This is a genomic window from Streptomyces sp. BRA346 (genome assembly GCF_052851135.1).
In genome coordinates, this window is record NZ_JAIWIH010000005.1 from 583,041 (window position 1) to 595,088 (window position 12,048).

13 protein-coding genes and 2 tRNA genes are annotated in these 12,048 nt (G+C 70.1%); 12 read left to right on the plus strand and 3 right to left on the minus strand.

From position 1 onward, the window contains the following. The first annotated feature begins 73 nt into the window (after positions 1-73). Positions 74-919: an N-acetyltransferase family protein gene (locus LCH29_RS09365; protein WP_446461220.1), complete on the plus strand. Its 846-nt coding sequence runs from the start codon at positions 74-76 to the stop codon at positions 917-919. Here LCH29_RS09365 and LCH29_RS09370 read toward each other — a convergent pair. Further along, on the minus strand, positions 916-1,428 hold the full coding sequence (locus LCH29_RS09370) for a DsbA family protein (protein WP_123105409.1): 513 nt from the start codon (positions 1,426-1,428) through the stop codon (positions 916-918). The genes LCH29_RS09365 and LCH29_RS09370 overlap by 4 nt on opposite strands. A gap of 131 nt (positions 1,429-1,559) precedes the next feature. Between LCH29_RS09370 and LCH29_RS09375 the strand changes: the two genes are divergently transcribed. Continuing rightward, complete coding sequence (locus tag LCH29_RS09375; RefSeq protein WP_446461221.1) at positions 1,560-2,021, plus strand: hypothetical protein; 462 nt, start codon at positions 1,560-1,562, stop codon at positions 2,019-2,021. Positions 2,022-2,075: 54 nt separating this feature from the next. Continuing rightward, the gene (locus LCH29_RS09380) at positions 2,076-2,261 is read left to right on the plus strand and encodes a hypothetical protein (protein ID WP_009713678.1); all 186 of its coding nucleotides are present in this window, start codon (positions 2,076-2,078) and stop codon (positions 2,259-2,261) included. Between the two features lie 44 nt (positions 2,262-2,305). Here LCH29_RS09380 and LCH29_RS09385 read toward each other — a convergent pair whose 3' ends face one another. Further along, entirely contained in the window at positions 2,306-2,872 is a 567-nt protein-coding gene (locus LCH29_RS09385) for a CGNR zinc finger domain-containing protein (protein ID WP_446461222.1), read from the minus strand. A 317-nt stretch (positions 2,873-3,189) separates the two neighbouring features. Continuing rightward, positions 3,190-3,603: an SsgA family sporulation/cell division regulator gene (locus LCH29_RS09390; RefSeq protein ID WP_003959770.1), complete on the minus strand. Its 414-nt coding sequence runs from the start codon at positions 3,601-3,603 to the stop codon at positions 3,190-3,192. 190 nt (positions 3,604-3,793) lie between these two features. Between LCH29_RS09390 and LCH29_RS09395 the strand changes: the two genes are divergently transcribed. From LCH29_RS09395 to LCH29_RS09435, 9 genes are all read left to right on the plus strand, one after another. Continuing rightward, a complete protein-coding gene (locus LCH29_RS09395; RefSeq protein WP_446461223.1) occupies positions 3,794-4,249 on the plus strand; it encodes a TIGR02611 family protein in 456 nt (151 codons plus the stop codon). Between the two features lie 87 nt (positions 4,250-4,336). Further along, a tRNA-Val gene (locus LCH29_RS09400) sits at positions 4,337-4,408 on the plus strand. 249 nt (positions 4,409-4,657) lie between these two features. After that, positions 4,658-5,941, plus strand: a complete 1,284-nt coding sequence (locus LCH29_RS09405; RefSeq protein ID WP_446461224.1) for an ABC transporter substrate-binding protein — start codon at positions 4,658-4,660, stop codon at positions 5,939-5,941. Between the two features lie 11 nt (positions 5,942-5,952). Further along, positions 5,953-6,966 carry a carbohydrate ABC transporter permease gene (locus LCH29_RS09410; protein ID WP_446461225.1) on the plus strand — a complete coding sequence of 338 codons (1,014 nt, stop codon included), beginning with the start codon at positions 5,953-5,955 and terminating at the stop codon, positions 6,964-6,966. A 17-nt stretch (positions 6,967-6,983) separates the two neighbouring features. Then, positions 6,984-7,850, plus strand: coding sequence for a carbohydrate ABC transporter permease (locus tag LCH29_RS09415; RefSeq protein ID WP_446461301.1), 867 nt, complete (start codon positions 6,984-6,986; stop codon positions 7,848-7,850). 11 nt (positions 7,851-7,861) lie between these two features. Then, complete coding sequence (locus tag LCH29_RS09420; protein ID WP_446461226.1) at positions 7,862-8,461, plus strand: DUF624 domain-containing protein; 600 nt, start codon at positions 7,862-7,864, stop codon at positions 8,459-8,461. A gap of 104 nt (positions 8,462-8,565) precedes the next feature. After that, positions 8,566-11,328, plus strand: a complete 2,763-nt coding sequence (locus tag LCH29_RS09425; RefSeq protein WP_446461227.1) for an exo-rhamnogalacturonan lyase family protein — start codon at positions 8,566-8,568, stop codon at positions 11,326-11,328. A 24-nt stretch (positions 11,329-11,352) separates the two neighbouring features. Continuing rightward, positions 11,353-11,820, plus strand: a complete 468-nt coding sequence (locus LCH29_RS09430; protein WP_446461228.1) for an SRPBCC family protein — start codon at positions 11,353-11,355, stop codon at positions 11,818-11,820. Between the two features lie 67 nt (positions 11,821-11,887). After that, positions 11,888-11,959 (plus strand) — tRNA-Val (locus tag LCH29_RS09435). Positions 11,960-12,048: the final 89 nt, after the last annotated feature.

Genomic DNA, 12,048 nt, shown 5'->3' on the forward strand with positions numbered 1-12,048 from the left:
CCGGACAAGCGGAACGAAGGCCTCCCGCCGTAAACCTGATGACGTGCGCCCCGGGCCCGGGTACAACACCATCGTGACCACCACCCTGCGGCCCACCACGCCCGAGCGGCACACCGATGACGGCGGGCGCGCTCGCTCGTACGAGGTGTGCGTCAACAGCCGTCCCGTCGGCAGCGTCCGGCTCACCACCGACGCCCGGCTGGGCCCGTCCGTCGGGCGGATCGAGCACCTCCACATCGACGCCGCGGACCGGCACCGCGGCCGTGGCACGGTCGCCGCGCTCGCCGCCGAGGAGGTGCTGCGCGGCTGGCGCTGCACCCGGCTGGTGGCGAGCGTCCCCGCGCAGGCGGCGACCGCCCTCGGGCTGGCGGCCGCCCTCGGCTACCGCGAGCGCGGCCGCAGAATGATCAAACCGCTGACGGGCCCGCCCGAGCTGCCCTCGGGCAGCGCGATACGGGCCATGGCGGAGGCCGACTACCCGGCCTGGCACGCCCATAGGCGCGCCCACTACGCCCGCAGCGCCCTCGACAGCGGGCTCACCCCGGAAGAGGCCGAGGCCAAGGCGGACACCGACTACGCGACGCTGCTGCCGCACGGCCCCGCCACCCCCGGCACGGTGCTGCGGATACTCGCCCACGACGGCACGGACGTGGGCACCCTCTGGGTCGCGCTGCGCGCCGGGGAGCCGGACGCCGAGGAGCGGGGCGAGGCGTACGTGTACTCCGTCGAGGTCGCCGAGGGGCACCGCGGGCGCGGCCACGGCCGGACCCTGATGCTGGCCGCCGAGCGCGACAGCCTGGCCGCCGGGGCGCGCAGCCTCGGCCTGCACGTCTTCGGCGGGAACACCCCCGCGCTGCGGCTGTACGAGTCGCTGGGCTACGAGGTGGTGGAGCACAACCTCATCAAGCAGCTGCTCTAGCCGCGCTCGGCCAGCAGCCGGGCCGCGATCTCCTCGATCCGCTCCCGCAGCCCCTCCTGGCTCTTGCCGCCGTCGAGCCGCTCGCCACCGATCACATACGTCGGGGTGCCGGTCACCCCGATCGCCTTGCCCTCGGCCTGGTCCGCGTCGACGATCAGGATGTGCCGGCCGTCGATCAGCGCGGTGTCCATCTCCTCGGCGTCCAGGCCCAGTTCCCGCGCCACGTCGACGAGCAGCAGCTCACCCCGGGCGCCCAGCTGGTCGGTGCGCTCCAGCACGGCTTCGACGTACGGCCAGCCCTGCCCCTGCGCCACGGCCTCCTCGGCGGCCTGCGCCGCCGCGTGGGCGTGCTTGTGGCGCTCCAGCGGGAAGTGCCGCAGCCGGATCTCCAGGGCGTCGCCGAAGCGCTCGCGCAGGGCGCGCACGTCCGTCAGCGCGGTACGGCAGTCGGGGCACTGGAGTTCGCACCACACGTCGAGTACGGGTCGGGCGGGATCGGTGTCGCTCATGAAGGCCAGTCTTCCAGCACCCGCGGACTCCTCCGAACCCGGAGATGACCCTGATCCCGCGCCCCGGCTGTGGCCCTTGCCGCCCGGTGGGGTGCACGATGGATATATTGACCCGTCGGCGGGAGGAACCGATGCTGACCGACACCATCTGCGCCGCGCTGTCCGCGGCCGGTCTGGGCATCGCCGGTCTGACCGCGTACCGCAAGCGCTTCCGGACCGCGGCCCGGATAGCGGCCTACGCGCTGCTGCCGGTGGGCCTGGCGATGACCGGGATCCTGGACTGGCTGACCGATCTGGTCTTCAACCCGACCGTCTGGGCGGGCTTCGGCCTGCTCGGGCTCTCCTGGCTGCTGTTCATGGTGAGCCGGGCGGCCGAGCGCCGGGCGGGCGGCACCCGCAAGGAGCGGCGCGCGGCGGCCGCCGCGGAGCGGGACGGGGCGCTGGCCCCCGGAGCCTCGGAACCCGCCCTGGGACCCGGCCGCGGGGCCACCGGAGCGAAGGCGGCGGGCAAGGGGAAACCGACCGCGGCAAGCAGCTCCGGTACAGAAGATTTCTCAGACATCGAAGCCATTCTCAAAAAGCACGGGATCTGACAAGCTCCCGATCAAAAATCGCTCGTCGGTCGCAGCGGGGGTTCGCGCTGCGCCATGATCTCCGGCGAGATGCTGCAATCACCCGGGGAGCAATCCCCTATCGAAGGACCCCCTGTTCCACCGAGCGACGAGCCGCGCGGCTGCCTGTTCGCCCTCTCCCAGCCGCCGCTGATGCTTTTCCTCGCCTTCATAGGCATGCTGCTCTTCGGCACCGCGCTCCATGACCTCTACCGATGGTGACGCGACCCCACCGCGCGTCCCTGGGCTCAGCCCGCGGCCCGGGCTCAGCCCGCGGCTTCCTTGCGCCGCGCGCGATACGCGGCGACGTGCAGCCGGTTGCCGCAGGTGCGGCTGTCGCAGTAGCGCCGGGAGCGGTTGCGCGACAGGTCCACGAAGGCGAACCGGCAGTCCGGGGCCTCACAGCGCCGCAGCCGCTCGTGTTCGCCCGCCACCACGAGGAACGCCAGCGCCATGCCGCCGTCGGCCGCGAGATGGTCGGCCAGGGACGCTCCCGGGGCGAAGTAGTGCACATGCCAGTCGTAGCCGTCGTGGTCGGTCAGCCGGGGTGTGGTCCCGGCCGCCGCGATCATCGCGTTGAGGAGTTCGGCGGTGTGCCGGGTGCCGTTGCCGGCCGTGGTGAAGACCTCGGTGAACCGGGCCCGTACGGACCGTACGGCGGTCAGGTCGCGCTCACCGAGCGTGCCGATGTCGCTGATGGCGTTGCGCTCGACGAACTGACGCAGCGCGGCCACGTCCGCGAGGCGATCCTCGCTCTCCTCGCCGGGCGGCGCGGTGTTCACCAGGTCGACGACCGCGTCGAGCGCGCACTGGGTGTCGTGGTTGATCAGCACGATTGGCTCCCTGGCCCGCTGGGTCGGCGGTGGTCCTCGACTGCCCCTCCGATGCGCTCGACTCTAGCGGCGCCGGGCCCGGAACGTGACACGGCCGTGTCCGCTCCGGAGCGTGACACGGAGCGGGCACGGAGCGTGACGCGGCGGTGCCGCCGCCGCGGACGGTACCGCGGCGGCGGCACCGCCGCCTGCCTCTGCCACTGTTTCGGGATGTCACTGCCGGAATGTCACTGCCGGGATGTTCACTACCGGAATCTCACGTCCCGGCTCGCGCCGTCTCCCCGAGTCGGACGGCCGCGCTCAGCTCTCGTCGGGTCTCAGCTCTCCGCCAGGATGTGGGAAAGCTCTGTGTCGAGGTCGAAATGACGGTGTTCGGTGCCGGGTGGCACAGCGGCGTCGGTCCGCTTCAGGAACGACTCCAGGGCCCGCGCCGGGGCCTCGAGCAGAGCCTCCCCCTCCGGGGAGCTCAGGGCGATGCAGACGACGCCCTGGCCGTGGCTACGGGATGGCCACACTCTGACGTCGCCGGTGCCGGTGGGCCGGTGCAGGCCCTCGGCGAGAAGGTCGCGGGCGAAAACCCATTCGACCGTCTCTTCGGCTCCGGTGTGGAAGGTGGCGTGCACGGCGTAAGGGTCGGCCGTGTCATACCGCAGTCCCGCGGGTACAGGCAGTGAGGACTCGCTCGACACAACGAGGCGCAGGTGCAGCTCGCAGCTGACCGTGGTGTTCATAAGCGCCAGGGCCTTTCGCTCAGTGTGCGCTCGGGGATTCGCACGTCGGCGAAATCGACATGCCACCTACGGTGCCGTTGTAAACCCCTCTGACCGTTTTGCGGGTCTTCCGATAGCTCCAGCGGCCGAGTCGCGGGCCCGCCGGTGCCGCCATTACGGTGACTTCGGCGCATCGGGTAGGTTGGGTCGCATGAATGCGGAGAGTGACGAGCGACGGGCGGGTGCCGTTCCACCGGCACCCGAGGTCGCGACGGGGGACGGTGCGTCGGAGGAGTCGGTTTTCGGTTCCCGGGCGCCGCAGTTCATCAAGCGGTCGCGCACGCTGCACCTGAGCTGGCAGGTCGGGGTCTTCGTCGTGGGCCTCGCGGTCGTGGTGGCGGGCATCATCATGCTGCCGCTGCCCGGTCCCGGCTGGCTGGTGATCTTCGGCGGGATGGCGATCTGGGCGACCGAGTTCGTCTGGGCGCAGTTGGTGCTGCGCTGGACGAAACGCAAGGTGACCGAGGCTGCCCATCGCGCCCTGGATCCGAAGGTGCGCAAGCGGAACATCATCCTGACCTCGATCGGGCTGGTGATCTGTGCCGTGGCGCTGACCGTGTACGTGTGGAAGTTCGGCCTCGTCATGCCCTGGAAGATCAAGGAGTGACCGGTGGCCGTCGGTCGGCCCGGCTCCCGGGCCGACCGTGATGGTCATGAGCACGGTCCGGCATGCGCTAATGTTGGGCGTGCGCCCGGGCGATTAGCTCAGCGGGAGAGCGCTTCGTTCACACCGAAGAGGTCACTGGTTCGAACCCAGTATCGCCCACCCCGGACCGAGGACCCGGAGGCTTCACGCCTCCGGGTCCTCGGCGTTTTCGTGCCCCTTCGCACCCCGTGACGTGCCCGGTGGGGCGCCGCGGGCGCCCCGTCGTTGAAGCGCTTCCGCATCGATCCTGTCCGAACCGTTGACGTACGCGGCATCGATCCCTACTTTGGCCCGGCAAGCGCTTACCTAAAACGTTTCAAGCTTGGTTCTGGGGGCAGCTCGGACAGACCTGCCCGGGAGGGGCGTGTCATGAGTGCTCGGCGATGGACGGTGAGGGCGAGAGGGCTTCGGGGGGCCGCGGCGGGGCTGGTCGCGCTGGGGCTGCTGGCCACCGGCTGCGGCGGCGACGGCGGCAGCTCGTCCGGCGGGAAGGTGACCATCCGTTACGCCTGGTGGGGCGCGAAGGACCGGTCCGTCATGATCAAGAAGACGGTGAAGCTCTTCGAGGAGAAGCACCCGAACATCACCGTGAAGACGGACTTCGCCGAATACGCCGACTTCTGGAGCAAGTTCAATACGCAGGCCGTCGGCGGCAATGCGCCGGACGTCTTCCAGAACTCGTACGCGTTCCTGCGCAAGTACGGTGAGAAGAATCTTCTCCTCGATCTCAACAAGCAGGTCAAGGAGGGCAATCTCAATCTGAAGGGTTTCCGGAACGGCCTGGAGAAATCCGGGGACATCGACGGAAAGCTCTACGGAGTGCCGGTCGGCGCCAATACCTTCGGCTTCTTCTACAACCCGGCCGCCTTCAAGAAGGCGGGCGCCACCGTCAAGGACGGATGGACGTGGGACGACTTCTTCGCCGCCGCCAAGAAGGTGCGGAAGTCCGACGGCACGCTCTACGGATCCAGCGACAACGCCGGTGTGATGTACCTGTACGACCTGTACCTGCGTCAGCACGGCAAGGCCTTCTTCACCGAGGACAAGAAGCTCGGCTTCACCGAGGACGACCTCAAGCAGTGGTGGAACACCTGGCAGCAGCACGCCAAGGCGGGTGAGCTGGTGCCGGGCAAGAAGACCGAACAGGCCAAGCCCAAGGCGACGATCAGCGCCGACCTGTCGGCCGCCGAGTTCACCTGGGACAACTTCATGGTCCGCTTCGCGGCCGAGACCGACACCCCGCTCGAACTCGGGCCGCTGCCGACCACGGACGGCAAGAAGACCGGGCAGTACCTCTCCTCGCTGATGCTCAGCGGCTCGGCCCGCACCCAGCACCCCAAGGAAGTCGCCCAGCTCATCGACTTCATGACGCACGACCCCGAGGTCGGCAAGATCATGGGCTACAACCGCGGCATTCCCGCGACCACCGCCCAGTACGAGGCGTACAAGCCCACGGGCGTCGACGCCAAGATCGCCGCGTATGAGAAGAGCGTGGCCGGGAAGCTGGAGCCGATCACTCCGCATCCGGCCGGCACCGATGTCGCCGAGGCCGCCTTCCTGCGCACCTACACCGATGTCACGGTCGGCCAGAGCTCGGTGGACAAGGCCGTGGACCAGTTCTTCGACGAGGCGGAATCCGCGCTCGGCTCGTGAGGAGAGCTTCCGTGACACGAACCACGACGCGCGCGGCGGAGAAGGGGGCGGAGCGGTCGGCCGCCCCGCCCCGGCCCGAGGCCCGCAAGGGTGCCGCGCCGGACGCTCCGGGCGCGGCGGCCGGGCGGCGGTCCGGCCGCCGGGAAACCCTGGCGGGCTATCTCTTCCTGACGCCCTGGTGCATCGGGATCCTGCTGCTCACGCTCGGCCCGATGCTGGTCTCGCTCTATCTGGCGTTCACCGACTACACCCTCTTCGACTCGCCCCGCTGGGTCGGGTTCAAGAACTTCCAGGAGATGTTCCAGGACGAGCGGTGGTGGACGTCGGTCGAGGTGACGCTGAAGTACGTCCTGATCGGCACCCCGCTGAAGCTGCTGGCCGCGCTGGGGGTGGCGCTGCTGCTGGTCAAGCCGCGCAAGGGACAGGGCTTCTACCGCTCGGCGTTCTACGCGCCCTCGCTCATCGGCGCGAGCGTGAGCATCGGCATCGTCTGGCGGGCGATCTTCAACGACGACGCGATCGTCGACAAGTCGATGAGTCTGTTCGGCTGGGACATCGGCGGCTGGATCGGGGATCCGGACTGGGCCCTGCCCACGCTGATCACGCTGACCGTCTGGCAGTTCGGCGCCCCGATGGTGATCTTCCTCGCCGGGCTGAAGCAGGTGCCGCGCGAGCTGTACGAGGCCGCCGAGATGGACGGCGCGGGGGCGTGGCGGCGCTTCCGCTCCATCACCCTGCCGATGATCTCCCCGGTGCTCTTCTTCAACCTGCTGCTGGAACTCATCCACTCCTTCCAGGTCTTCACCTCGGCCGTCGTGCTCGCGGGCTCCGGCACCAACACCGGCGGCCCGGGCGACTCGCTGCTGGTCTACGGCTGGTACCTGTACGAACAGGGCTTCCGGAACCTGCGCATGGGCTACGCCGCCGCGATGGCCTGGATGCTGATGCTCGGCATCGGCCTGGTGACCGCGGTGCTGTTCAAGACCCAGCGCGGCTGGGTGCACTACGAGGAGGACGCCCGGTGACCACTCCCTCGACCTCCCTGACGTCCTCGACGTCCCTGACCGGTTCGGGGCGGGCGCGGATCCGCTCGGTGGCCTGGCACCTGGGCGCGCTCGCCGTGCTGGCCGTGATCCTCTACCCCGTGGTGTGGGTGATCGGCGGTTCGTTCAAGCCCGGCGACGAGATCATCGGCAGTCTTCAGCTGCTGCCCACCGATCCGATCACGGAGAACTACCGGAGGCTCGGCGACGGCATCGCCGACGTCCCCGTCACGACCTTCTTCACCAACTCGCTTTTCCTGGCGGTCGGTTCGGTGATCGGGGTGCTGTTCTCCTGCTCGCTGGCGGCGTACGCGTTCGCCAGGATCCGGTTCGCGGGGCGGAACGCGCTGTTCACGCTCATGATCTCCACCCTGCTGCTGCCCTTCCAGATCTTGATCATTCCGCAGTACATCCTGTTCCAGAAGATGGAACTGATCAACACCTATGTCCCGCTGCTGCTCGGCAAGTACCTGGCGGCGGACGCCTTCTTCGTCTTCCTGATGGTGCAGTTCATGCGGGGCCTGCCCCGCGAGCTGGACGAGGCGGCGCGGCTGGACGGCTGCGGCCATCTGCGCATCTACTGGAGCATCGTGCTGCCCCTGTGCCGTCCGGCCCTGATCACCAGCGCGATCTTCACCTTCATCTGGTCCTGGAACGACTTCATCGGCCCGCTGCTGTATCTCAACGAGCCCGACAAGTACACGGTCTCGATGGGGCTGAAGCTCTTCATCGACCAGGACAGCGTCGCCGACTACGGAGGCATGGTCGCCATGTCGCTGGTGGCCCTGCTGCCGGTGCTGCTGTTCTTCCTCGCCTTCCAGCGCTATCTGGTCGAGGGCGCCTCGACCTCCGGGCTGAAGGGCTGAGGGGACCCGCCATGGAGCGAGCGATACGCAGGTCCGAGCGGCCCTCGCGGAGGCTGGTGCGCTTCTCGCTGTTCGCCGAGTGCCTGCTGACCGGGGTCTGGGTGGTGCTCGCCGCGCTGCCGCTGCTCACCCTGCTCCCGTCGTTCGCCGCCGGATGCGCGCATCTGCGCCGCCATCTGGACGGCGAGCGCTCCACACTGCGGGACTTCGTTTCCGGAGTGCGGGAGGCGACCCGCGGCGGCTGGCGCTTCTCCCTGCTGTGGTGGGCGGCGCTCGCGCTGCTCGCCTTCGATCTGCGCGTGGCCCGCACCGGAGCCCTGCCGGGCGGGCCCGCCCTGGTCGCCGTGAGCGTGGCGGGCACGCTCGCGGTGATCGTCCTGGGGCTGCGGACGGCCGCCGCGTGGCGGCCTGGCACCGGCTGGGCGGCGGTGGCCCGTACCGCCGTACGCCGCGGCCTGGCCGCCGACCCGGGCGGATCGCTGCTGCTGGCGGGCGGGCTGGCGGTGGTCACCGTCGCCGCCTGGCAGATGCTGCCGCTGGCCGCCCCGGCGGTGGGCGCCCTCGCGGCCTGTGCGGTCGCGGTCGAGCGCCGCGCCCGCGCCCGCGTCTGACCCGGGGGCGCCCGTTCCCGCGCCGCCCCCCGCCGCCGATGTCATGCACCTGCCCCCGTAGCTCCCGTACGCCCCGTAGCCCCCGTACGAAAGGTGAGAGCGACATGCCCCCGATTCCCCGGCGCAATCTCCTCAAGGCCGCCGCCGTCACCGGCGCCGCCGTCCCGTTCTCCTGGATGCTCGCGCAGAACGCCCCGCAGGCGGCCGCCGCGGAGCAGGAGAAGGCCGCCGACGAACCCGTGAAGATCACCTGGCTGGAGGAGGGCGGCCTCGGCGCCGCCGCGGGCAGCACCTTCGGCGTCCCCTGGCCCAAGGGCGCCCACCCCGCCGACCGCACGTTCGCGCTCACCACGGCCGACGGCAAGGACGTCCCCCTCCAGACCTGGGCCACCGCCTACTGGCCCGACGGCTCGCTCAAATGGACCGCGCACGCGGCGGGGGAGGGGCTGGGCGACGGCACGGCCTACCGGCTCACCACGGATGAGCCCGCCGCCCCGGCCAAGAAGGTCACCGTCACCGAGAAGGGCGGCAGGATCACCGTCGACACCGGCGTGATCAAGGCCGTGATCGGCAAGGACGGCGAGAAGCTCGTACGCTCCGTCACCCGTGGCAGCACCGAGATCGCCCGCGACGGCCGCCTCGTCCTGCTCCGCCAGGGCGACATCGACGACGGCGACCACGGCAGAGCGAAGTGGGACCGGTTCGACGGTGAGATCAGCGCCGCCAAGGTCGAGCAGAAGGGGCCCGTCCGCGCCGTCGTCCGCATCGACGGCAAGCACCGCAAGGGCGGTCGCGGCTGGCTCCCCTTCAGCGTCCGGCTCTACTTCTACGCGGGCGCCGACTCGTTCCGCATGGTGCACACGATCACCTTCGACGGGGACCAGACCGCCGGTCGTGAGTCCGGGGACTTCATCCGCGGCCTCGGCGTCCGCTTCTCGGTCCCCATGCGCGACGAGGCGTACGACCGCCACATCCGTATCGCGGGCGAGGGCAAGGGATTCCTCACCGAGGCCGTCAAGGGCATCACCGGACTGCGCCGCGACCCCGGCGCGAGCGTCCGCAAGGCCCAGGTCAAGGGCGAGAAGCTGGCCGACCCCGCCACCTGGGACCAGCGGGTCACCAGCCGGCTGCACCTCATCCCCACCTGGGGCGACTACACCCTCTCCCAGCTCTCCGCCGACGGCTTCACCCTGCGCAAGCGCACCAAGCCGGGCCACGGCTGGATCCCCGCGGGCGGCGGCGGCCGGGCGTCCGGCTTCGGCTACGTCGGCGGGGTCAGCGGCGGGCTCTCCTTCGGACTGCGCGACTTCTGGGAGAAGTTCCCCGCCCAGCTCGACATCCGCGGCGCCGCGGGCGACGAGGCCGAGGTCACCCTGTGGCTGTGGTCGCCCGAGGCCCAGCCCATGGACCTGCGCTTCTACCACGACGGCCTGGGCCAGGACACCTACGCCGAGCAGCTGGAGGGCCTCAACATCACGTACGAGGACTACGAGCCGAAGTTCGGCACCCCGTACGGCATCGCCCGCACCAGCGAGCTGACCTTCTGGGCCAACGCCGCCACCCCCAGCGCCGACACCCTCGTCCAGCAGGCAGCCGCCCTGCGCACCCCGCCGCAACTCGTCGCCGGACCCGCCGACCTGGCCCGCGCCAAGGTCTTCGGCGGCCTCTTCTCGCCCGTCGACCGCTCCACCGCCGCCAAGGCGAAGATCGAGGACCGCCTGGACTTCCTCTTCGAGTACCACAAGGGCCAGGTCGAACAGCGCCGCTGGTACGGGTTCTGGGACTACGGCGACATCATGCACACCTACGACGAGAACCGGCACCAGTGGCGGTACGACGTCGGCGGCTACGCCTGGGACAACTCCGAACTCTCCCCGGACCTGTGGCTCTGGCTCGCGTATCTGCGCTCCGGGCGCGCCGACATCTACCGCTTCGCGGAGGCCATGACCCGGCACACCGGCGAGGTCGACGCCTACCACCTGGGCAAATGGACCGGGCTCGGCACCCGGCACGGCGTCCAGCACTTCGCCGACAGCGCCAAGCAGCAGCGCATCTCCACCGCCCTCTACCGCCGCTACCTCTACTTCCTCACCGCCGACGAGCGGATCGGCGACATCATGCACGCCCTCGTCGACTCCGACGAGTCCTTCCTCGTCCTCGACCCGCAGCGCAAGGTCCGTCCCGACCCCGACTACAAGCCCGACCGGCACGCCCTGTCCATCGGCTTCGGCACCGACTGGAGCGGGCTGGCCGGCGCCTGGCTCACCGAATGGGAGCGGCGCGGGCCCCAGGCCGAGAAGGCCGAGGCCCGGCTGCGCAGCACCATGGAGACCATCGCCGCGCAGACCAACGGCTTCGTCCAGGGCGCCGCGCTGTACGACCTCGACACCGGCAAGTACGCCATCGACGACAAGCCCAAGGTCAGCGTCTCCCACCTGTCCGCCGTCTTCGGCCTGGTCGAGGTGTGCGCCGAGGTCATCGACCTGATCGAGATGCCGAAGTTCAAGGAGGCCTGGCTCGACTACTGCCGCTACTTCAACGCCACCAAGGCCGAGCAGAAGGCCCGCTACGGCACCGACTTCGGCTCGCTGATCCTGGTCCAGGGCCACTCCCGGCTCGACGCGTACGCCGCCGTACAGCTGAAGGACGACACGCTGGCCGCCCGCGCCTGGCAGAAGTTCACCGAATTCCACGAGGGCGACGGCTACCCCGAGGACTCCGTCAGCTGGAAGAGCACCAAGGTCACCGGCCCGGACGTGCTGGTGCCCGGCGTCGAGGCGCCCTGGGTGAGCACCAACGCCACCGCGCAGTACGGCCTCGCCGCCATCCAGAACCTGGCCCTGCTCGGCGACAAGCTGCCCGGCTAGCGGCAGCTACCGCACACTGAGGACATGGACTGGTGCCACTACCGCTTCCACAGCCGATGGGATCTCGACGCACCGCCCGCCGCCGTCTTCGAGGCGCTGGCGGACGGAGACGGTTACCCGCGGTGGTGGCCCCAGGTCCGCGAGGTGCGGCGGATCGACGACCGCACCGGAACGGCCCGCTTCCGCTCCCTCGTCCCGTACGACCTGCGCCTCACCGTCACCGAGGCGCACCGGGACACCGCCCGGGGCACCCTGCGGATCACCTTCTCCGGCGATCTGGAGGGCTGGGCCCGCTGGACGGTCACGGCGCGCGGCGCGGGCACCCGCGCCCTGTTCGAGCAGGACGTGGTGGCGCGCAAGCCGCTGCTCCGCCGCTTCGCGGTGCTCGGACGGCCGTTGTTCCGCGTCAACCACGCCCTGATGATGCGCGCCGGGTGCCGGGGACTGCGGGCCCGGATGCTCGACCGGCGGCCCGGCCGGAATCCGGTTTGAACCGCACCTCGCCCGACCTGTATTGTTCAGGTCGTTCCACCGGGGAAAACCCCGGAAGAACACACCCGGGCGATTAGCTCAGCGGGAGAGCGCTTCGTTCACACCGAAGAGGTCACTGGTTCGAACCCAGTATCGCCCACCCTTACCGGGGCCGGACCGCCAGCAGGCGGTCCGGCCCCGGCGTTTTCCGGGCTTGCCACCGCCGGACATGGGTACCCGCCAGGCTCT

Coding starts and splice junctions, on each gene's coding strand:
- LCH29_RS09380 (WP_009713678.1), top strand. CDS start 2,076: ATGATCTCCGGCGAGATGCTGCAATCACCCGGGGAGCAATCCCCTATC.
- LCH29_RS09390 (WP_003959770.1), bottom strand. CDS start 3,603: ATGAACACCACGGTCAGCTGCGAGCTGCACCTGCGCCTCGTTGTGTCG.
- LCH29_RS09430 (WP_446461228.1), top strand. CDS start 11,353: ATGGACTGGTGCCACTACCGCTTCCACAGCCGATGGGATCTCGACGCA.
- LCH29_RS09420 (WP_446461226.1), top strand. CDS start 7,862: ATGGAGCGAGCGATACGCAGGTCCGAGCGGCCCTCGCGGAGGCTGGTG.
- LCH29_RS09395 (WP_446461223.1), top strand. CDS start 3,794: ATGAATGCGGAGAGTGACGAGCGACGGGCGGGTGCCGTTCCACCGGCA.
- LCH29_RS09375 (WP_446461221.1), top strand. CDS start 1,560: ATGCTGACCGACACCATCTGCGCCGCGCTGTCCGCGGCCGGTCTGGGC.
- LCH29_RS09405 (WP_446461224.1), top strand. CDS start 4,658: ATGAGTGCTCGGCGATGGACGGTGAGGGCGAGAGGGCTTCGGGGGGCC.
- LCH29_RS09425 (WP_446461227.1), top strand. CDS start 8,566: ATGCCCCCGATTCCCCGGCGCAATCTCCTCAAGGCCGCCGCCGTCACC.
- LCH29_RS09370 (WP_123105409.1), bottom strand. CDS start 1,428: ATGAGCGACACCGATCCCGCCCGACCCGTACTCGACGTGTGGTGCGAA.